The 22,031-nt window shown below is 73.3% G+C and carries 13 protein-coding genes; 10 read left to right on the plus strand and 3 right to left on the minus strand.

The genetic code is table 11. The features are described from left to right. Positions 1 to 68: 68 nt before the first annotated feature. The 3 genes from ACNQOV_RS01895 to ACNQOV_RS01905 form a co-directional block, all read right to left on the minus strand. Entirely contained in the window at positions 69 to 938 is an 870-nt protein-coding gene (locus ACNQOV_RS01895; protein WP_416393128.1) for a UbiA family prenyltransferase, read from the minus strand. Positions 939 to 963: 25 nt separating this feature from the next. Beyond that, positions 964 to 2,550 carry a long-chain-fatty-acid--CoA ligase gene (locus ACNQOV_RS01900; RefSeq protein WP_416393129.1) on the minus strand — a complete coding sequence of 529 codons (1,587 nt, stop codon included), beginning with the start codon at positions 2,548 to 2,550 and terminating at the stop codon, positions 964 to 966. 74 nt (positions 2,551 to 2,624) lie between these two features. After that, on the minus strand, positions 2,625 to 3,542 hold the full coding sequence (locus ACNQOV_RS01905) for a DMT family transporter (RefSeq protein ID WP_416393131.1): 918 nt from the start codon (positions 3,540 to 3,542) through the stop codon (positions 2,625 to 2,627). 70 nt (positions 3,543 to 3,612) lie between these two features. Here ACNQOV_RS01905 and ACNQOV_RS01910 point away from each other — a divergent pair, with 70 nt between their 5' ends. The 10 genes from ACNQOV_RS01910 to ACNQOV_RS01955 all read left to right on the plus strand — a co-directional run bounded on the left by ACNQOV_RS01910 (position 3,613) and on the right by ACNQOV_RS01955 (position 21,912). Beyond that, positions 3,613 to 4,461 carry a LysR family transcriptional regulator gene (locus tag ACNQOV_RS01910; RefSeq protein WP_416393132.1) on the plus strand — a complete coding sequence of 283 codons (849 nt, stop codon included), beginning with the start codon at positions 3,613 to 3,615 and terminating at the stop codon, positions 4,459 to 4,461. 34 nt (positions 4,462 to 4,495) lie between these two features. Next, on the plus strand, positions 4,496 to 5,323 hold the full coding sequence (locus ACNQOV_RS01915) for a fructosamine kinase family protein (RefSeq protein ID WP_402267728.1): 828 nt from the start codon (positions 4,496 to 4,498) through the stop codon (positions 5,321 to 5,323). 752 nt (positions 5,324 to 6,075) lie between these two features. Continuing rightward, complete coding sequence (locus tag ACNQOV_RS01920) at positions 6,076 to 8,235, plus strand: ArnT family glycosyltransferase (RefSeq protein ID WP_416393133.1); 2,160 nt, start codon at positions 6,076 to 6,078, stop codon at positions 8,233 to 8,235. Positions 8,236 to 8,270: 35 nt separating this feature from the next. Then, complete coding sequence (locus ACNQOV_RS01925; protein ID WP_416393135.1) at positions 8,271 to 8,993, plus strand: response regulator transcription factor; 723 nt, start codon at positions 8,271 to 8,273, stop codon at positions 8,991 to 8,993. 41 nt (positions 8,994 to 9,034) lie between these two features. After that, entirely contained in the window at positions 9,035 to 10,534 is a 1,500-nt protein-coding gene (locus ACNQOV_RS01930; protein WP_416393136.1) for a sensor histidine kinase, read from the plus strand. 101 nt (positions 10,535 to 10,635) lie between these two features. Beyond that, positions 10,636 to 12,084: an ArnT family glycosyltransferase gene (locus ACNQOV_RS01935; protein WP_416393138.1), complete on the plus strand. Its 1,449-nt coding sequence runs from the start codon at positions 10,636 to 10,638 to the stop codon at positions 12,082 to 12,084. Between the two features lie 49 nt (positions 12,085 to 12,133). Continuing rightward, positions 12,134 to 12,403, plus strand: coding sequence for a hypothetical protein (locus ACNQOV_RS01940; protein ID WP_022905355.1), 270 nt, complete (start codon positions 12,134 to 12,136; stop codon positions 12,401 to 12,403). Between the two features lie 84 nt (positions 12,404 to 12,487). Beyond that, positions 12,488 to 13,771 (plus strand): glycosyltransferase, encoded by a 1,284-nt coding sequence (locus ACNQOV_RS01945; protein ID WP_416393139.1) that lies wholly within the window; start codon positions 12,488 to 12,490, stop codon positions 13,769 to 13,771. A 789-nt stretch (positions 13,772 to 14,560) separates the two neighbouring features. After that, positions 14,561 to 20,128, plus strand: a complete 5,568-nt coding sequence (locus tag ACNQOV_RS01950) for a glutamate synthase-related protein (RefSeq protein ID WP_416393141.1) — start codon at positions 14,561 to 14,563, stop codon at positions 20,126 to 20,128. Next, complete coding sequence (locus ACNQOV_RS01955; RefSeq protein WP_416393142.1) at positions 20,125 to 21,912, plus strand: sulfite reductase subunit alpha; 1,788 nt, start codon at positions 20,125 to 20,127, stop codon at positions 21,910 to 21,912. Before ACNQOV_RS01950 ends, ACNQOV_RS01955 begins: the two co-directional genes overlap by 4 nt. Positions 21,913 to 22,031 lie beyond the last annotated feature (119 nt).

A 22,031-nucleotide genomic window follows, 5' to 3' on the forward strand; every position in this document is an offset into this window, starting at 1 on the left:
CGCGGGTCGGGTCGCGCGGGTCGGGTCGCGCGGGTCGGGTCGCGCGGGCGTGACGGGTCGGTCGTCGGTCAGGCGACGAGGCGGGCGCCGGCGAGTCCGAGCTCGACGACGAGCACGAGGGACGACGTGATGACGAGCCGGAACAGGATCCTCGACGCCCGTCCCGCCAGCACGAGCCGGACCCCCACAGCCGCCAGCACGACCACCACGACCGTCCCGAGGACCGCGAGCACCACCCCGAGTCCCCGGACCGGGTCGTCGCCGAGCACCTGACCGCCGACGACGAGCAGCGCCGCGACGACGAGCGACCCGAACGCCACCACGCCGGCGCCCCGCAGCCCGAGGCTGTGCGGGAACCCGCGGACCCCCGTCGCCGCGTCGTCGACGAGGTCGGGCAGCACGTTCGTGCAGTGGATCGCGACCCCGAACACCGCGCCGGTCGCGATCGCCCACCACGCCGGCCACGATCCGTGCGGGCCGGCGGCGACGGCGACGACCGGCAGTAGCCCGAACGCGACGACGAACGGCACGACGGACCACACCGTGCGCTTCAGCCCGGCGTCGTACGCCCACCCCGCGGCCACGAGCACGAGGTGCGCCACCGCGGCGACCGGCCCGAGCACGAGCGACAGCACGACCGACGCCAGGGCGGTGCCGAACGCCGCCCGCCGGACCGTGCCGACGGCGATCAGGCCCTGGGCCACGGGCTTGTCCGACCGGCCCACCGCCCGGTCGCGGTCGGCGTCGATCCAGTCGTTGGCGAGCCCGATCGAGAGCTGCCCGGCGACGACCGTCAGCGCGACGAGGAGCACGGTCCACCAGGCGTGGCCGACCGCGACGGCGATCACCGTCGCGAGGACGGTCACGGTGACGGTCGGCCCCGGGTGCGACGAGGCGAACAGCAGGCGTGCGGTCGAGGCCCTGCCGGTGTCGCTCACGTGGCCAGGGTACGCACGGCCGCCGTCAGGACCCCGTCCGGACCTCGGTGCCGAACCGCTCGACGAGCTCGCGCTTGAGGATCTTCCCGCTCGGGCCGAGGGGCAGCGCGTCGAGCACGTGCACGGCCCGGGGGTACTTGTACGCGGCGATCTCGGCCGCGACGAAGTCGATCAGCTCCTCGGGTGTCGCGGTCGCACCGGCGCGGAGCACCACGGCGGCCTCGACCTCCTGCCCGTGCAGCTCGTGCGGCACGCCGAACACCGCGGCCATCGTGACGTCGGGGTGGGTGGCGAGGACCTCCTCCACCTGCCGCGGGTACACGTTGTAGCCGTTCCGGATGATCATGTCCTTCGTCCGGTCGACGATCGTGAGGTACCCGTCGTCGTCCTTCGTGCCGAGGTCGCCCGTGCGGAACCACCCGTCGACGATCGCCTCGGCGGTGTCCTCGGGACGATCGAGGTACCCGTTCATGAGGTTGTGCCCGCGGATCACGAGCTCGCCGATCTCGCCGTGCGGCAGCATGACGATCGCGTCGTGCTGCTCCGGGTCGGCGATCTCGACGTCGACGCCCCACACCGGGGTGCCGATCGTGCCGGGGCGCGGCGGCGTCCCGACGTGGTTGAACGTCGCCACCGGCGAGGTCTCGGTGAGGCCGTAGCCCTCGTGGATCGGCGCGTCGTAGACGTCCTGGAAGCGCTCGAGGACCGCGAGGGGCAGCGAGGCACCGCCGGAGATCGCGTACCGCAGCGCCGGGCGGTCGTCGGAGCGGGTGGCGGCGTCGAGGAGCGCCATGTACATCGTCGGGACGCCCATGAAGACGCCGCACCCGTGCTCGACCATTGCGGCGAGCGCGGTGTCCCCGTCGAACTTCGGCAGCATCACGATCGTCGCGCCGACGCGGAAGCCGGTGTTCATCGTGCAGGTCTGCCCGAAGGTGTGGAAGAGCGGGAGTGCCCCGAGGAGGACGTCGCCGCGGTGCATGTCGAACGTCGTCATCAGGTTCGTGTTGACCTGCTCGAGCAGCGAGAAGTGCGACCCCTCGGCGCCCTTGGGCTTGCCGGTGGTGCCGCTCGTGTACAGGATCGTCGCGGTGTCGAACGGGTGCCTCGGGACGTAGGTGTCGAGGGGTTCCGCCTGCTGGGCGAGCGCTTCGAGCCGGTCGTGGCCGGTGCCGGGCTGCTCGTCGGAGGGCGGCGGCGCGAGCACGGTCAGCACCTCGACGCCGGCGAGCTCGGCCCCGGCAGCCCCCTCGCCGATGAGCGGCGCGGCGCAGACCAGCAGGCTCGCGCCGCTGTCGCGCAGGACGTACTCGATCTCGCGGCGCTTCAGGAGCGCGTGCACGGGGACGGCCACGGCACCGAGCGCGAGGGTCGCGTAGTAGACGCGGGGGAAGTCCTCGACGTTCGGGACGAGCATCGCGACCCGGTCGCCGGCGCCGACGCCGCGGGCCCGGAGAGCCCCGGCGTAGGCGAGCGTCTGGCTCCAGAGCTCGGCGTACGTGGTGTGCCGGTCGCCGACGATCACGGCGACGTCGTCCGGGTACCGCGAGGCGGACTCGGAGAGGATCGCTGCCACCGAGGCGGTCGCGCTGGTGTGGTGGGTGGCGGTCATGACCGTGCTCCGTCTCGTCGGCGTGTGCGTGGCCCGATCCTACGGCGGCCGTCCGCCGTGGACCCTGCCCCCGTTCAGGCGGCGGCGCGGTCCGGGGTCCGCGCGGCTCGCCGACGTCGACCGACCACGCCCGAGGCCAGCGCGATGCCGAACAGCACCACGAGGCCGCCGACCGGTTCGTTCCACCGCACGTGCTCCCCGAGGACGAGCACGCCGAGCAGCACCCCGACGACCGGCGTCAGGTAGGTGACCGTCGAGGCGCGACCCGCTCCCCACGCCTGCACCAGCCGGGTGTTCCATGCGTAGGCCAGCCCCGTGCCGACGCAACCGAGCGCGACCATCGCGCCCACGATCCTCCAGTCCAGCCGTACCGGACCGGTGGCCATGACGGGCGCGACCAGCAGGAGCAGCCCGGAGGCGAGCGTGAGCTGCACCGTCGCGAGCGTGACCGGGTCGTACGCGCTGCCGACCGCCACGCGTCGCAGGTAGGCCAGGCCGATGCCGTAGCAGGCGGTCATCCCGAGCAGCGCGACCTGCCCCGGCACACTCGCGAGGACCTCCGGGTCGCCGATGACGTTCCACGGCCCGACCAGCACGAGGACGCCGACGATCCCCAGCACGATGCCGACGACCTGACGGCCGCGGAGCCGCTCGGACGGCACGAGCACGGCGAGCGCCGCCAGCGTCATGATGGGCGTCGTCGCGTTGTAGATGCTCGCGAGTCCGGACGGCACGGTCTGCTCCGCCCACGCCATGAGCGACGACGGGACGGCGTTGAGGAACACGGAGACGACGAGCAGGTGCCCCCAGACCCGTGGCTCGCGCGGCCACCGGCGGCGGGTGGCGACGAGGACCGCGACGAGCGTGAGCGCGCCGAGGACGGTGCGCACCGTCGCGACCTGCTGCGGCGCGAGGCCGTCGAGCCCGATCTTCGCGAAGAGGAAGCTCGACCCCCAGGTCAGTGCCACGAGCAGGTAGAGGACCGCGTTCATGTGGCCTAGTGTCGACATCCACGGCGCATGCGGCAAACGCATGGCGCTCATGACCGGATGAGGAAGACGCATGACCGTCTCGTTCCCCCAGCTGCGCGCGTTCGTCGCCACCGTCGACGCCGGATCGTTCACGGGCGCGGCCGCCGCCCTCGGCGTCGGGCAGTCGGCCGTCTCGCACGCCGTCGCAGGGCTGGAGCGCGAGGTCGGTGGTCCGGTGGTCCGGCGCGGTGCGGCCGCGGTCACGACTCCGCTCGGCGACCGGCTGCTGGCACACGCCCGCAGCGTGCTCGCCGCCGTCGAGGCCCTGGAGGCGGTGGTCCGGCCCGCCACGGCGCGCGGCACCGTGCGCCTCGCCGCCGTCCCCACGGTGTGCCAGGGCCTGCTGCCGCGGCTCCGCGAGCTGTGGGCGGTGACGCTGCCGGACGTCGACGTGCAGGTCTACGAGGGCGACGACGACGAGATGCCCGAGTGGCTCGAGGCTGGGACGGTCGACGCCGCCGTCCTCGTCGACCCGTCCCCGCTGCCACCAGGAGGCGTGGTCGTCGCCGAGGACGAGATGGCCGCCGTGGTCCGGCGGGACCATCCGCTGGCCGACCTCCCCGCACTGACCCTCGACGACCTGCACGAGGACGGTCTGGTCGCGGGTGGCGGCGGGTGCGAGCACCAGATCCAGCGGCTGCACGAGCTCGACGGGCAGCCGTTCCGGTACGCCCACCGCGTCCGCGAGATGAGCACGATGTTCGGGATGATCGAGCGGGGCGAGGGGGTGTCCATCGTGCCGACGCTCGGCCGGGTGATGCTGCCGCCGGACCTCGTCATGGTGCCGATGGCCCGGCGGCTGGCGCGGACGCTGGTGCTGAGCGGACCGACGTCCAGGGCGTGGCACCCGCTGGCGAAGGCGCTCATCGACGCGGTCTGAGGCGGAGTCGAGGCGGCTTCGGCAGGATGGGGCGATGGCCGCGACGCACGTGAAGACCTTCGCCTCCCCCGACGAGGCCGCCGCCGAGGCAGCCGGCCTGGGCTGGCTCGCCGAGGCCGAACCGGACGGCGGCACCCGGATCGCCCGCGTGCTCGGTCGACCGCGCCCGACGGTCCTCGACCTCGAGCTGATCCCGGACGGCTCCCCGTCCACCCGGCAGGCCGAGCGCTTCGGTCGGTCCCTCGCGCACACGCACGCGGCCGGCGCCGAGCACTGGGGTGCGCCGCCGCCCGGCTGGCCGACGGGCACGCCGCTCCGCATGGGACGCTCCCGCACGCCGTTCGTCGACGCCGCACACGCACCGGCCACCTGGGGCGAGTTCTTCGCCGAGTACCGGATCCGCGACTTCGTCCGCCGCATCGTCGATGCCGGCGGGTTCGACCACGCCCAGGCCGCGGTGTTCGACCGGGTCGCCGACCGGGTGCAGGACGGCACCCTCGGGTCCCCGCAGCCGGCGCTCGTCGGGGACCGTGCGGCGCGGCTGCACGGAGACCTCTGGGCGGGCAACGTGCTCTGGCCGACCGACGCGGACCCGGTCGACGGGACGACACCGACGGGCGCGGTGCTCATCGACCCGATCGCGCACGGCGGCCACGCCGAGACGGACCTCGCGCTCCTCGGGCTGTTCGGACTCCCCCGGCTCGAGGCCGTCCTCGCCGCGTACGACGCCGAGTCGCCGCTCGCCGCCGGGTGGCAGGAGCGCGTCGCGCTGCACCAGCTCGCGCCGCTGCTGCTGCACGTGTTCCTGTTCGGGGGCTCGTACACGGGTGCGGCCCTGCGCGCCGCCGAGCGGTACGCCTGACCGCGGGCGGCGGCTTCGCGCGCACCGTGCCGGTTCGGCCATCCCGTGCGGCTTCGCTCGCGCCGTGCCAGTTCGCTCGCCCCGTGCCGGTTCGCTCACCCCGTGCGAGGTTGCCCGCCCCGTGCCCCGCTATGACCCCGCACCGAGCGGGCAGCGCCGCACCCGCCGAACAACCCCGCACCGTGCCGGCCGGCATGAGGGTCCCGCGGCCGAACACTTCCCGGCCCCGCACCGGGCCGGTTCGCTCACCCCGTGCGAGGTTGCCCGCCCCGTGCTCCGCTACAACCCCGCACCGAGCGGGCAGCACCGCACCCGCCGAACAACCCCGCACCGTGCCGCCCGGCAAGGCGACCCCGCCGCCGGACACTTCCCGGCGCCGCACCGTGCCGATTCGCTCACCCCGTGCGAGGTTGCCCGCCCCGTGCCCCGCTACAACCCCGCACCGAGCAAGCAGCGCCGCACCCGCCAAACACCCCCGCACCGTGCCGGTTCGGCCATCCCGTGCGAGGTTGCTCGCCCCGTGCCCCGCCACAACCCCGCACCGAGCGGGCAGCGCCGCACCCGCCGAACAACCCCGCACCGTGCGGGCCGGGCGCGGCCCGGAGCCGAACAGCCCAGCACCGTGCGGGCCGGGCGCCGACCGGAGCCGGACGAGCCCGCACCATGCGTCCTTAGCGCCCACATAGCCAGCGCAGTGCGTCGTTCGGGGAACGCCCGGAATCCTCACTGCCATGACCACGTACCCGATACCCGTGACCGATCGACGCGAGACCGCGCGCACCGACGCGCGGGATCGGCGCCGCAAGCCCCTCGCCCGACTCTTCCTCGGCGAACGCGAGGACGCCCGCTGGCTCCGGCCGGCGTTCTGGGCGCTCCTGGCCCTGACCGCGGTCGTGTACCTCTGGGACCTCAGCGTCTCCGGGTACGCGAACAGCTTCTACGCCGCCGCCGTGCAGGCCGGCACGAAGTCGTGGGAGGCGTTCTTCTTCGGCTCCCTCGACTCGTCGAACTTCATCACCGTGGACAAGCCCCCGGCGTCGCTCTGGGTGATGGTGCTGTCCGCGCGACTGCTCGGCTTCTCGAGCTTCAGCCTGCTGCTCCCCCAGGCGCTCATGGCGGTCGGCTCCGTCGCCCTGGTGTGGGGCACGGTCCGCCGCACCCTCGCACGCGTCGGCACCACCACCGCGAACCTCGGCGCCCTGCTCGCCGGCTTCGTCGTCGCGGCCACGCCGGCCGCCGCCCTGATGTTCCGGTTCGACAACCCGGACGCCCTGCTCGTGTTCCTGATGACCGCCGGCGCCTACTGCACCGTGCGGGCACTCCCGAAGGGCAGCTGGAAGTGGATCGCGCTCGCCGGCGTCGCCCTCGGGTTCGCGTTCCTCACGAAGATGCTGCAGGGGCTGCTCGTCCTGCCGGCGTTCGGCCTCGTCTACCTGTTCGCCGCCCGCACCTCCTGGGGCCGGCGCGTCGTCGGCCTGCTGATCGCCGCGGGCTCCCTCGTGGTGTCCGCCGGCTGGTGGGTCGTCGCCGTCTGGCTCTGGCCGGCCGAGTCCCGCCCGTACATCGGCGGCTCGACGAACAACACCGTCCTCGACCTGGTGTTCGGCTATAACGGCCTCGGCCGGATCTTCGGCGGCTCGGGCAACGGCGGCGGAGGCGGCGGCATGACGGGTGGCACCGCCGGGAGCTCCTTCGGCGGCTCGACGGGCCTGAACCGGCTGTTCTCCTCCGAGATGGGCCTCGAGATCTCGTGGCTCCTGCCCGCGGCACTCATCGCACTGATCGTCGGCCTGGTCGTCGTCGGACGCCGTCACCTCGCCGACCCGGCCCGCGCCGGACTGGTCCTGTGGGGCGGCTGGCTCCTCGTCACCGGACTCGTGTTCTCCTACATGTCCGGCACGATCCACCCGTACTACACGGTCGCACTGGCCCCGGCGATCGCCGGACTGGTCGGCACCGGCGGCGCCCTGCTCTGGCACGCTCGCGAACGGTTCGTCGGCCGGCTCGGCCTCGCCGCGATGATCGGCATCACGGCCTTCTGGGGATGGTGCCTGCTGAACGAGAACCCGACGTGGCTGCCCTGGCTCCGCTGGGTGATGCTGGCCGGCGGTCTGCTGTCGGCAGCGCTCGTGGTCATCGGCAGCGTCCCGTCGCTCCGCAAGCTCGTCATGGTCGGCGTCCTCGCCGGCACCCTGTTCGGGCTCAGCGGCACCACCGCCTACGCCCTCGCCACGACGACCGTCGCGCACTCCGGCTCGATCCCGAGCGTCGGCCCGGCCGGCAGCAGCTCCGGTGGGATGGGCGGCGGTGGCACCGGTGGCATGCCGGGAGGCGCGGGTGGACCCGGCGGGTCGACCTCCGGTTCCGAGAGCAGCGGCTCCACGTCCGACGACGGCTCGCAGCAGGGTCCCGGCGGGACCCCGCCGGAGGGCATGACCGGTGAGGCGCCGGAGGGCGCCGACGGGACGGCGCCCGGTGGCGCCTCCGGGACCACCGAGGGCTCGACCGGGACGACCGACGGCACCGCCGAGGGGTCGACCGACGGTGCCCCGAGCGGCATGGGCGGTGGCGGGTCGACGACCTCGTCGGCGCTGCAGAAGCTCCTCGAGGCGTCCGACGCGAAGTGGGCGGCCGCGGTCAACGGCTCGCAGTCGGCCGCGCAGCTCGAACTCGACACCGACACCGCGGTGATGGCGATCGGCGGTTGGTCGAGCGACCCGGCGCCCACGCTCGCCGAGTTCAAGGCCTGGGTCGCCGCCGGTGACATCGGGTACTACGTCTCCTCCGGTTCGGGCGGCGGCATGGGCGGCGGATCGTCCACCGCGTCGGCCATCCAGGAGTGGGTCGCGGCGAACTTCTCGTCCACGACCGTGGGCGGGCAGACCGTGTACGACCTGAGCAGCACGAAGTGACCGACGACGAGGGCGCGGTGGATAGGCTCGCGGGCGTGACCGGCCAACCGCTGCAGCGCACCGACGGGTCCCCCGTCCGCGTCCTCGTCGTCGACGACGAGCACGCCCTCGCGGACGCCGGCGCCCGCGCGTTCGCGGGCGACGGCTGGTCCGTGCGGACGGTGCACCGCGGGCGCGACGTCCTGTTCGCGGCACGCGAGTCGCAGCCGGACGTGATCGTGCTCGACGTGATGCTGCCGGACATCGACGGCTTCGAGGTCCTCGAACGGCTCCGGGACGCCCGGGACGACGTGCGCGTGCTGTTCCTCACCGCGCGGGACGCCCCCGAGGACCGGCTCGCCGGACTCACCGGCGGTGGCGACGACTACCTCACGAAGCCGTTCGGCATCGAGGAGCTCCTCGTCCGGGCACGCATCCTCGCCCGAACCTCACCCCGGGTGACGGCGGTCGCCGGCTCCGCCGGGACGAGCGTCGGCGACCTCCACCTCGACGAGGACACCAGGACGGTCACGCGGGCCGGCGAACCGATCGACCTCACCCCGACCGAGTACGAGCTGCTGCGACACCTCGCACGGAACGCCAACCGCGTGCTCTCGCGGGAGCAGCTGCTCGCCAACGTGTGGGGCATGGACTTCGGCACGTCGTCCAACCTCGTGGACATGTACGTGTCGTACCTCCGCAAGAAGCTCGACGCCGGACGCGAGCCGATGCTGCAGACCGTGCGCGGGGCCGGGTACGTGCTCCGGCCGACGACGTGAGCCGACGGCGGCGGCCGAGCCGCGCCTCCCGGACCACGACCGTGACCGAACGGTCCCGACACGTGCCGTCGCTGCGGTGGCGGATCGTGGCGGCCGTCGCCCTCCTGCTCGTCGCGACCAACGTCGTCGTCGGGGCGGTGACGGTCGTCGCGTTCCGCGGGTACCTCGTCGATCGACTCGACGCGGAACTCGCGACGGCGGCGAACCGGACCGTCGGCGGACAGGACGGCGACCGTCCCCCGCCACCCACGAGCAGCTCCGGCTCGGACCCGGAGAACGCGTTCATCGGCGCACCCGGGCAGTCCGCCGGGACGGTCGTCGCGATCCGTCGCGACGGCGCGACGGTCCTCGGCGGGTACACGGACAGCAGCGGCCGACAGCACGGGCTGACGTCGGCGCAGGAGGCGACGCTCGCCGGGATCGCCAGCGACGGCGACCCGGTGACGGTCCACCTCGGGGCGCTCGGGTCGTACCGTGCCCAGGCGATCGGCGACGACGGCGACGTGTTCGTCACGGCGCTGCCCCTCGGCGACCTCGACGCCGCGATCGGCCGCCTGCTGCTCGTCATCGGGGTGGTGACGGTGCTCGGCCTGCTCGTCGCGGCGTGGGCGCTCACGCTGCTCGTCCGACGGTCGCTCCGACCGCTCGAGCGGGTCGCGGCGGTGGCCTCCGACGTCACGGGGCTCGACCTGGAGCGCGGCGGCACCGACATCCCGGTGCGGGTGGCCGCCAGGGACCTCGCGGCGAACCGCGAGGTCGCGCAGGTCGGCACCGCGCTCAACCGGCTCCTCGGGCACGTCGCCCGCGCGCTGACGGTCCGGCGGGACGCCGAGGCGGGCATGCGCACGTTCGTCGCCGACGCGTCGCACGAGCTGCGCACCCCGATCGCGACCGTGCGGGCGTACGCGGAGCTGACCGCGACGACCTCGGACGTCCCCACGATCCACCGGAACGTCGAGCGCATCGGGCGGGAGGCCGTGCGGATGGGCGACCTCGTCGAGGAGCTCCTCCTGCTCGCGCGCCTCGACGCCGTGGCGCTGGCCTCGGGACCGGCGCCGGTGCGGGGACCCGTCGACCTGACCTCGCTCGTCGTCGAGGCGACCATGGACGCGCGTGCGACCGCACCGAACCACCGCTGGACGCTGCAGGTGCCGGACGACCACCCGCTCGTGGTCTCGGGGGACGCGACGCAGCTGCGACGGGTCGTGACGAACCTGCTGGCGAACGCGTGGACGCACACGCCGGCCGGCACCACGGTGGTGGTCTCGCTGCAGCGGTCGGGCGAGGTCGCGCGGCTCGTGGTCGCGAACGACGGGCCGGTCATCCCCGCCGAGGCCCTCCCGGCGCTGTTCGAGCGGTTCACCCGCGGCGAGGCGTCCCGGTCCCGCGAGCACGGGACGAGCGGCCTCGGGCTCGCCATCGTCCGGGCCGTGGTGACCGCGCACGACGGGCTCGTCCGGGTGGTGTCGGAGCCGGGGCGGACGGCGTTCACGGTCGACCTGCCGGGCGGGCCGGCGGACGGGGCGGCTGACCTGGACTGACCGGGCGGACCGGCGGACGGGGCGGCTGACCTGGACTGACCGGGCGGGGCGGCGGGCCGGGCGGGTTCGCTCCGGCCGCCCGGAGCAACTAGGTTCGGACGGTGCCCTCACGCCTGTCCGCACTCGCCGGTGACCTCCGCATCCGGGCAGGGGTGGCGGCCGTGGTCCTCGTCTGGGCCCTCTACCAGTGCTTCTGGAACATCGGCGGGCCGAACATCACCGGTGACGAGGACATCTACCTCCGGGCCGGCTGGCAGTACGTGCACGGCGACTTCTCGTTCAACCGCGAGCACCCCCCGACGGCGAAGTACCTCTTCGGTCTCGCCCAGCTCGTCGCAGGGCAGGGACCGATCGGTCCGCGGGTGCTCGTCGCGCTGCTCACCTTCGGCGTCGGCATCGCGCTCTACGGGTGGCTCCGACGCGAACTCGGGTACTGGGGTGCGCTGCTCGCCGCGGCGCTCTGGTGGCTGACACCCCGCGGCGGTGCCGGTCCGCGCGTCGACCGGCTCGCGCTGCTCGACCCCGTGATGACCGCCTTCGCGGTGCTCGCGGTCGCGACGGCGTGGGTGTGGATCCGCGGCGACCGCTGGTGGCTGGCGCCGGTGTCCGGGGCCCTGATGGCCCTGTCGGTGACGAGCAAGGTGTCCACCGTGGTGCTGCTGCCGGCGTTCCTGCTGCTGCCCGTGCTGTTCCGTGCCTGGCGTCGGCTGCTCGTCGGCGGTGCGATGTGGGCGGTGGCGTTCGGGATCGTGTTCCTGGTGTCCTACGTGCCGATGGGCATCCGGTCCGCGATCCGCTACATGATCGACTTCCAGGAGGGGCAGAACACCCTCGGGCACCCGATCACCGTCGGCGGCACCGTGTACCGGTTCGCGCCGTGGTGGGCGAACCTGCACTTCATGGAGGCCGGCACGGGCGCGCTCCTGCTCGTCGTCCTGGCGGTCGGCGTCGTCGCGGCTCTCGGGATCCGGCCCGACCGCCTGGTCGTCTACGTCGGGGTCGTCCTGGCGCTGCTGGTGGGCTTCTACGTGGTCGTCGCGAAGATCGCGCTGCCCACCTACTACTCGGCCTGGATGCCGTTCCTGCTCGTCCTGGCCGCGATCGGGCTGGCACGGCTGCCGCGCGTGCCGGTGCGGCGGGCAGCCCCGGTCGCGACGGCGCTGTCGCTGGTGGTCGTCCTCTCGCTCGTCGTGCCGTCCGTCCGGCTCAGTCAGGACATCGCACGCCAGCACCCGACGGGCATCGCGCTGCTCGGCGACTACCTCGACGCCCAGCGCGTGCCCGACGGCAAGATCCTGTTCGTGTCGGCGACCCCGGGACTCTTCGTGCCGTACGTCGCCGAGCGGGGCACCACCCGGGCCGACCAGGGTCCGTACGTCGCGATCGTGGTCGGGAACGACCGACGCTTCCCGCCGTCGGGCGCGGTCACGCAGCTGTTCGCCACCGAGCGGTCGCGGTTCTCCGTGGCCGAGGTTGGCGGACTCCAGGTGTGGCTGCCGAAGGACGGTCGGGTCGTCCTGCAGTCGGGGGTGCTCACCGTCCAGGGGTGACGGCGTCCCCGTGCGCTGGCACACTGGAGTGGACCGGACGGGGGCCCGCATGCCGAACGACTTCGCACGACTGCCGGACCGTCCACGCGCCGACGACCTCGTGGTCGAGGTGCCCGCCTTCGAGGACGACCGGCCGCAGCCCGAACCCGCGCCGCCGGCCGCCGCACCCGAGCTCGTCGCGGCCACCGAGTTCGCCCGGTCGTCGCACGCCCCGGCCACGATCCGCCGGACCCAGGTGCGTGCCGGTGCCTGGATCGCCGGGGTCCCGATCGCCGTGCTCGCCGTCGTCGCGGTCGTGCAGATCCTCCTGCCCGACTGACGCGACCGTCGCCGCCGGCTGCCGAACGCGTTCTTAGACGCGGCACAGCAGGCTGCAGCGGTCCCCGTATGCCCGCTGTCGAGCATGTGCGGTATGACGGAGACGAACCAGACCCTCGACATCGACATCGTCGTCCCCTGCTACAACGAGCAGGACACGCTCGCCGCGCACGTCCGCCGCTTGCACACCTTCTGCCGGACGTCGCTCCGGAACACCTGGCGCATCACGATCGCGGACAACGCCTCGACCGACGACACCGCACGCATCGCCGACGACCTCGCCGCGATGCTCCCCGACGTGCACGCGGTGCACCTCCCCGAGAAGGGACGAGGACGGGCACTCAAGGCGGTGTGGGCGGCTTCCCCCGCCTCGGTCCTCGTGTACGTCGACGAGGACCTCTCCACCGACCTCGCGGCCCTGGAACCGCTCGTCGCTCCGCTGCTGTCCGGGCACTCGGACGTCGCGATCGGCACACGCCTGGCGGGGTCGTCGCGGGTGGTGCGCGGCGGGAAGCGCGAGTTCATCTCACGCTCCTACAACCTGCTGCTCCGCACGACGATGGGGGTGTCCTTCTCCGACGCGCAGTGCGGGTTCAAGGCGATCACCCGCCAGGCCGCGGAACACGTCCTGCCGCTGTGCGAGGACGACGCGTGGTTCTTCGACACGGAGATGCTCGTGCTGGCCGAGCACGCCGGACTCCGGATCCACGAGGTCCCGGTCGACTGGGTGGACGACGTCAACTCGTCGGTGCACATCGCCTCGACCGCGACCGAGGACCTCAAGGGGATGTGGCGCGTGTCCCGCGGGCTCGCGACCGGCCGGGTGCCGATCGCCGCGGTGTACGACGCCATCGGCCGTCGCCCCTTCACGCCGCCGCACGTCGGGATCGTCGGGCAGGTCCTGCGCTTCGGTGCGATCGGGGTGCTGTCGACGATCGCGTTCGCCGCTCTCTACGCCCTGTTCCGTCCGGCGATCGGCGCGCAGACCGCCGACTTCCTCGCGCTCCTGGTGACCGCGATCGGCAACACAGCGCTCAACCGACGCTTCACGTTCGGGGTTCGAGGCCGTGCCGGGGCAGGGCGGCACCACGTGCAAGGGCTCGTCGTGTTCGGCATCGCGTGGGCGATCACCTCCGGGTCGCTCGTGATCCTGCACGCGGCCGCGCCGGGATCGTCGCACGGTGCCGAGATCGTCGTGCTCACCGCTGCGAACCTCGTCGCGACGCTGGTCCGCTTCGTCCTGTTCAAGGCGTGGGTGTTCCGGTCGCGGCGTCGTCCGGAGATCATCCGACCGGGAACGACCCCGGCAGCGGACGCGAGCACGGCGGCGACCGAGCCGATCGAGGTCGAGGAGCGTCGCGCGGCCTGACCCCGTGCGAGGTCGTGCGGCCCGTGCGGGGTTCGCCGCACCGTGTGCACCGGCGCACGGTGCGGCCTTCGCCACTCCGTGCAGCCTCGGCCGCTCCGTGCCGCGCTACAGCCCCGCACCGAGCGGGCAACGCTGCACCGGCCGAACAACCCCGCACCGTGCAGCCTCCGCGATCCCGATGGCCCGCGTGGGCCCGGCGCACAGCGTCGCACCGGCCCACCAACGTCGCACGGTGCCGCGCCCGCCAGCCCGTGCGCCCTCGACCGCACCGTGCCCCGCTACAACCCCGCACCCAGCGGGCAGCGCCGCACCCGGCGAGCCGCCCCGCACCAGCCGGACCAACCCGCACCGTGCGGCGCGCGCCAGCCCGTGCGCGCTCGACCGCTCCGTGCGCGGCTACAACCCCGCACCGAGCGGGCAGCGCCGCACCCGCCGAACAACCTCGCACCAGCCGAACCAACCCGCACCGTGCGGCGCGCGCCAGCCCGTGCGCCCTCGACCGCACCGTGCCCCGCTACAACCCCGCACCGAGTGGGCAGCGCCGCACCCGCCGAACGAAGCCGCACCGTGCGCCGCCCGCGCCACCCGCCACCCGCCGCCCGCGCGCGGAGCCGCCCCGCGCCTCCTGGCTGCGCCGTGTTGCGCGGGCGGTATACCGCGCCGTAGCATCGCCTCACCGCACCACAACCCCACAGGGCCCGACTGCCACCACCGGTCTGCCCGCGGCGAGCGCTCCACTGATGCAGCCTGGCCGTCCGCTGCCGGCAACGCCCCACTGGACCTGCACACGTGAACCCCTCCTCCTTCGGTCTCTACGACCCTGCCCGCGAATCGAGCGACTGCGGCGTCGGTTTCATCACCCGACTCGACGGGACGCCGAGCCACGACGTCATCCGCAAGGGCGACGAAGCGCTGTGCGCCATCCCCCACCGCGGCGGCAAGTCCGCCGAGGGCGTCGGCGACGGCGCGGGCGTGAGCATCGACCTGTCGGTGGAGTTCTTCAGCGCGATCACCGGTGTGGAGCTCCGCGCCGGCCACTTCGGCGTCGCCAACTGCTTCGTGCCGAGCAGCAACGGAGCCCACGCCGACGACGAGCGCGCAGCAGCCCAGCAGACCGTCACGGACGCCATCGAGCAGCAGGGCTTCGAGCTGCTCCTCGTCCGCGACGTCCCGGTCGACCACTCCGTCGCCCGTCCCGAGGCCGAGCAGTACCAGCTGCCGATCGTGCAGTGGGTCTTCCGTGCCCCCGAGGCCTGGACGCGCGACGAGGTCGACGCCGCCGCCAACCGCGCCCTGCTCGCGATCGAGGCGGTGTCGTACGGCCAGGCCGCCGCCGCCCGCGCCGAGCACGCCGCCCTGTACCCGCTGTCGCTCAGCGCCCGGACGCAGATCCTCAAGGGCCGGCTGAACTCCGGCGAGGTCATCGGGTACTTCACCGACCTGCGGGACCCGCGCCACTCGGTGCGGACGCTCTACTTCCACACGCGCTTCTCGACGAACACCGAGCCGCACCCGACGATGGCGCAGCCGTTCCGCCTGATGGCGCACAACGGCGAGCTCAACACCGACCGCAAGAACCGGCTGTCGGACGAAGCCCTCGCCCGTGCCCGCACCCGGAGCATCGTGCGGCCGCCGGGACAGTCCGACTCGAGCCGCCTCGACCAGACCCTGCAGAGCCGCGTGTTCGACGACGGCCTCGAGATCGTCGAGGCCGTCGTGACGCTCATGCCCCCGGCGTGGGAGAACGACCGGACCCTCACACCCGAGGTCCGGGACATGCTGGAGTACTTCTCGCTCTACGAGGAGAAGAACGACGGCCCGGCAGCGGTGATCTTCAGCGACGGCGACGTCGTCGGTGCCCGGCTCGACCGGCTCGGCCTCCGCCCGCTGCGCTCGGTGCAGACGGCCGAGTACCTGATGGTGTCCTCCGAGGCCGGCCAGGTGGAGTTCGCCGCGGACGAGGTCGTGCACCGCGGGCGCATCGAGGCCGGCGGCATGCTCGTCGTCGACCACCGCACCGGCACGCTCATGCGCACCCGCGAGGTGCTCGAGATGCTCGCGGCCCGGAAGCCCTACGGCGCCCTGCTCGACGCCGCGCGCGTCAACCTCGACGACGTCCCGGCGCCGGAGTACCAGCGCACGACGACCACCCTCGGCTACGAGGGCGACCTGTCGCTCGCGGGCCGCTACGTGGCGTACTCGCTGAACCAGGAGAGCTTCCGGTTCATGCTCGACCCGATGCTGCAGAACGGCTCGGAGCGGATCTCGGCGATGGGCTACGGCAACGCCATCAACGCGCTCAGCGACACCGAGGGCGGCATGGCGAAGTACTTCTCGCAGCGCTTCGCCCAGGTCACGAACCCGCCGCTCGACTCGATCCGCGAGGCCGACGGCATGTCGATGCGCGTGGCACTCGGGGCGAAGCCGGACGGCACGGGCACGACCAGCCGACAGCTGGTGGTGCAGTCCCCGATCCTCGGGCACCTCGACATGGTGCGCCTGCGCGAGCAGGACATCGTCCCGCTCGAGCGCTTCGAGATGCTCTACGTGCCGGTGCTCGGCGACGAGCAGGCGAACGCCGACGCGGTCCGTTCCGCGACCGAGCAGCTCGCCGAGGCCGTGACCGCGTTCGCCGAGCGGACCGGCGGGATCGCCGTCCTCACGGACCGCAACGTGTCCTCGACGCACGCGGCCCTGCCGGTGATCCTCGCCGTGGCCGCCGTCAACCAGCGACTCATCGAGACCGGGCTGCGGCTGCGGGTGTCCGTGGTCGCCGAGTCCGGTCAGCTCCCGTCGTCGCACCACGTGGCGACGGCCCTCGGCTTCGGTGCCGCGGCCGTGTACAGCCTCAGCGCACGCCTCCGTGCGGAGGAGAAGTACCCCGCCGCCCCCGCACCCGCCGGTGAGCTGACCGCGACCGACCTCGCGCTCAAGCGCTTCCGGAAGGCGGCGGAGAAGGCCCTCGCGAAGACGATGGGCCGCGTCGGGCTCTGCACGGCCGAGAGCTACATCGGCGGCGAGTTCTTCGAGCCGAACTACCTGGACACCCGCGACGACCTGCTCGCCCGGGTCTTCCCGCACATGCAGGCCCCCGTCGGCGGTGTCGGCTTCGCCCGCATCGCCCAGGCCGCCACGGACTGGCACGAGCGCGCCCGCACGGTCGCCTCCGAGGGCCAGGTGCCGATGCTCGGGCTCTTCAAGGAGCGCTCGGACGGTGCCGGGCACTCGTTCGGCGTCGCGAGCGTGCGCGGCTTCGGTGGCATGACCGAGGAGCGTCCGTCGTTCGAGCGCTCCGGCGACTCCGAGGCCCTGCGGCTGCTCACCCTCGGGCAGCTCGACGACGCCTTCGGCATCACCGACACGGCGTACCGCAACACCGGCTACGACCGGCTGAGCGACGCCGAGATCGACGCGCACCGGATCACGCCGGGCTACGTCACGTTCCTGCAGACCACGCACGACGAGCGCTCGCGCCGTCCCGCGGCGCTCCGCGACGTGCTCGCCCTGCCCGCGGACGTGACCGGCATCGACACGGCCGAGGACTTCGCCCGCGAGCTCGGCCGCTTCTCGACCAGCGGCAACGCCAGCGTCACGGTGCGCGGGCTCTCCGGCTCGCGTCCGTCGGACGACCAGGACCTGCCTGGAGGCACGGCGCGCTTCCGCCTCGAGCTCACGTCGACGGGGACCACGGGTGCACTGCGCCACGCCGCCCTCGCGGACGGCCTCGCGCTGCTGCACCCCGGCCAGGTCGACGTCGACTCCGTCGACGACGCCCAGGTGACGCTCCGCGCCACCGGCTCCGCCGTCGAGCTGCTCGCCCTGTTCGAGCACGCCCCGGCGAGCGTCCCGCTCGACGAGGTCCAGCCGGCGCACGAGATCACCCGGACCCTGGCGTCCGGCGCGATGAGCCACGGCGCGCTCGTCGCGACCGCGCACGAGGCGGTCGCGCACGGCACGAACATGGTCGGGGGCATGTCGAACAGCGGCGAGGGCGGCGAGCACCACTCCCGCTACGGCACGATCCGCGGCTCGCGGATCAAGCAGTTCGCCTCCGGACGCTTCGGCATCTGGGCGGGCTACCTCGCCGACCCGATGCTCGAGGAGCTCGAGATCAAGATCGGCCAGGGCGCGAAGCCGGGCGAGGGCGGCCAGCTGCCCGCGCCGAAGGTCACGGTGGACATCGCCGCGGCCCGTGGTGGCACGCCCGGCGTCGAGCTCATCTCGCCGCCCCCGCACCACGACACGTACTCGATCGAGGACCTCGCGCAGCTCATCCACGACTGCAAGGCCGCCCGCGTCCGGGTGATCGTGAAGCTCGTGTCCTCCGAGGGCATCGGCACCATCGCGGTCGGTGTGGCCAAGGCCGGTGCCGACGTCATCAACGTCGCCGGGAACACCGGTGGCACGGGCGCCGCGGCCGTCACGAGCTTGAAGTACGCCGGCCGCTCGGCGGAGATCGGCGTCGCCGAGGTCCACCAGGCCCTCGTCGCGAACGGCCTGCGCCAGAAGGTCACGCTCCGCTGCTCCGGCGCGCACCAGACCGGCAGCGACGTCGTCACGAGCGCGCTCCTCGGCGGCGACAGCTTCGAGTTCGGCACCACCGCGCTCATGATGCTCGGCTGCGTGATGGCGAAGAACTGCAACGTGAAGTGCCCGGCGGGCCTCACCACGAACGCCGAGGCGTTCGAGGGCGACCCCCGCGCGCTCGCGCAGTACCTGCTGAACATCGCGCACGACGTGCGGCAGATCCTCGCCCGCCTCGGTCTGCGCTCCCTGCGCGAGGCCCGGGGCCGCACCGACCTGCTGCAGCTCCTCGACCACCCGGCGTCGGTCGGACGCCTCGACGTCCGGAACCTGCTCGCGCAGGTCCCGGAGAAGGTCGTGACCGACCCGGAGTACCTCGAGAAGGACTTCCACACCGACGACGCGCTGCTCGAGCGGGTCCGCACGGCCCTGGTCGACCACGAGCAGGCGCACGTGCTCGTGCACGGCGTCCTGCTCGGCAACAGCGACAAGTCCGTCGGCGGTCAGCTCGGCATCGACGTGGAGCGCCTGCTCAACCACGAGCTCCGCGACACCGACCTGTCCGGGCACCCGGCGATCACCACGGACGACCGCGGCCGCCGCCGGCTCGTCGACGGCGCGGTCACGATCCGCACGCTCGGCTCGGCCGGGCAGTCCTACGGCGTGTTCAACAACGACGGCATCGTCCTCGAGCACACCGGCACCGCGAACGACGGTGTCGGCAAGAGCCAGAGCGGCGGGCGGATCATCGTCCGCGCCCCCGGCGGCGGGAGCACCGGGCAGGGCGGCAACGTCCTCGTCGGCAACTTCGCGCTGTTCGGCGCGACCGGCGGCCGCACGTTCGTCGAGGGCGAGGCCGGCGACCGGTTCGCCGTGCGCAACTCCGGGGCGACCGCGGTCGTCGAGGGCGTCGGCGACTTCGGCTGCGAGTACATGACGGGCGGTGCCGTGTTCAACCTCGGCGCCTTCGGCAAGGGGCTCGGCAACGGCATGTCCGGCGGGTTCCTGTACCAGTACGACCCGTCCGGCGAGGTCACCGAGCGTGCGAGCACCGATTCGCTCCTGGTGTTCCCGGTCACCGACACCGAGCGCGGGGCGTTCCACGAGGCAGCGGCGCGCCTGCTGCTCGAGTGGCACCTCGAGGCGACGGGCTCGGCGCTGGCCGAGCGTCTGCTCGCCGAGTGGGAGACCACACGCCAGCACGTGTTCGTCGGCATGCCGCGGGCGCTCCTGCTCACCCAGGACGCCGACGAGATCCTCGCCGCCGCGACCCGCCCCGAGCTGCTCGACGAGCTCGCGAACTCGGTGGCGACCGACAAGCTCCGTGCGTTCAAGGTCGACTACCGCGACCGGCGCACCGTGCTCGACGGGCGTGCCCCCGCGCTCGGCGACCAGGGCGACGACATGTTCTCGCTGCTGTCCTCGTACACCGTGCTCGGGGTCGCGCAGGACGTGGCGCAGGAGCGGGTCCCGGGCGCCGGCCCGAACGACCCGCGCGTGACCGAGGCCGTGAAGAACCTCGTCCTGACCGAGGACTTCCAGGTCAAGCAGCGCGTCGTGAAGTACCTCCGCAGCACGTTCGACCGGTTCGCGGACGACGAGCTCGCGACCCTCATCGCCGTCAAGCGACTCGACGACTCGAAGCGTGCGCTCGCGCAGCGGAACAACCGCAGCACGGACATGCCGGGCACCACGGGGTGGATCATGCACCAGAACGCCAAGAACGCCGGACGCGTCCGGGCGGCGCGCTTCGACGAGCTGCTCGCGAACGCGGCGCTCGAGGACATCGCCGGCCGTGCACCGCAGGCCCCGACCGAGGTGGTGTCGGCATGAGCACCCTCCCTCCCACCGGGCAGCTGATCCCGGTCGACGCCCCGTTCTCCGCGGCGCAGGAGTCCTGGCTCGCGGGGTTCATCGCCGGGATCGCTGCCGCGGGCAAGCGGGCCGCCGGTGGTGCCCCGACGACGACGGTCGACGTGCTGTTCGGCACGCAGACCGGCAACGCGGAGTTCCTCGCGGACGAGCTGGTCGCCGGCGCGAAGGCGCGTGGCCTCGGTGGCCGCACCATGCCGCTCGACGCCGTCACGCCGGAGCAGCTGGCCGGGATGTCGCACGTGCTCGTCGTGACCTCGACGTACGGCGAGGGCGAGATGCCCGACAACGCCGGACTGTTCTGGGACGCGATCCAGGCGACCACCGTGCCCCGGCTCGAGGGGCTGCAGTACGCCGTCCTCGGGCTCGGCGACACGAGCTACGACGAGTTCTGCCAGGCCGGCAAGCTCCTCGACACCCGCTTCGAACAGCTCGGCGCGACCCGCATCCACGACCGCGTCGACTGCGACGTGGACTTCGAGGACCCCGCCGCGCTGTGGACCGCCGCGGTGCTCGACCGTCTCGCGGCAGAGGCCGGCGCGCAGCCGAGCGCGTCCGGCCCCGCCGGCGACCCGGCCACGTCGGCGACCGCGACCGGCGGGGCGGGCGCGAGCCGTGCCTCCCGGCCCGGTTCCCGGTGGAACAAGCGCAACCCGTACCCGTCCGCCCTGGTCGAGAACCGGCTGCTCTCCTCGCCGCGCAGCGCGAAGGAGATCCGCCACTACGAGTTCGACCTCGGCGACTCCGGGATCGAGTACGCGGCGGGCGACGCACTCGCCGTCGTGCCGACGAACGACGAGGTGTTCGTCGGCGAGCTGCTCGAGCAGGTCGGCGCGAACGGCTCCGAGACGCTCGACGGCCGCGCGATCACCGAGGTCCTCCGGACGGACCGCGAGATCCGGACGCCCTCGAAGGACCTCATCGCGGACCTCGTGCAGCGCGCCCCGTCGTCGGAGCTCGCCGCCGTCGTCTCCCACGGCGACAAGCACGAGCTGGACCGCTGGCTGTGGGGCCGCGACGTCCTCGACCTGCTCCGCGACGCGGGACCGGCGGCACCGGGACTCGACGAACTGCTGCCGAACCTCCGGCCGCTGCAGGCACGGCAGTACTCGATCTCGTCGAGCCCGCTCGCGCACCCGGACCGGATCCACCTGACGATCGCGTCCGTCCGCTACGGCGACCCGCACCGCATGTACGCCGGCGTCGCCTCGACCTTCCTGGCGGACCGGGTCGACCCGGACGGCTCGGTCGACGTCTACCTGCAGCCGAACGCGTCGTTCGGCGTGCCGGCGGACGACAGCGCACCGATGATCATGGTCGGACCGGGCACCGGCATCGCGCCGTTCCGCGGGTTCCTGCACGAGCGCGCCGTCTCCGGGGCGACCGGGCGGAACTGGCTCTTCTTCGGGGACCAGCACCGCGACACCGACTTCGTCTACGAGGACGAGCTCACCGAGCTGCAGCAGCAGGGCGTGCTGGACCGACTCGACCTGGCGTTCTCGCGCGACCAGGCCGAGAAGGTCTACGTGCAGACCCGGATGCTCGAGCACGCCCCGGAGCTGTACGCCTGGCTCGAGGACGGCGGCCACTTCTACGTGTGCGGCGACGCCTCACGCATGGCGAAGGACGTCGAGCAGGCGCTCCTGGCCGTCATCGGGAGCCAACGGGGCAAGGGCGAGGACGACGCGCAGGCGTACCTCGCCGACATGCGCCGCGGCAAGCGGTACGTCCGCGACGTCTACTGAGCGGCGAGGGCGGCGCCCGGCACACGACCGGGCGCCCCGTCCGTCGCCCCGGTGCGGAACCCGAATCCACGACCAGGGCGACGGAGAGGGGGCGCTGTGGGCCGGGAGACCCCTGATCC

The organism is Curtobacterium sp. LFS084 (genome assembly GCF_047977705.1).
Classification (GTDB): domain Bacteria; phylum Actinomycetota; class Actinomycetes; order Actinomycetales; family Microbacteriaceae; genus Curtobacterium.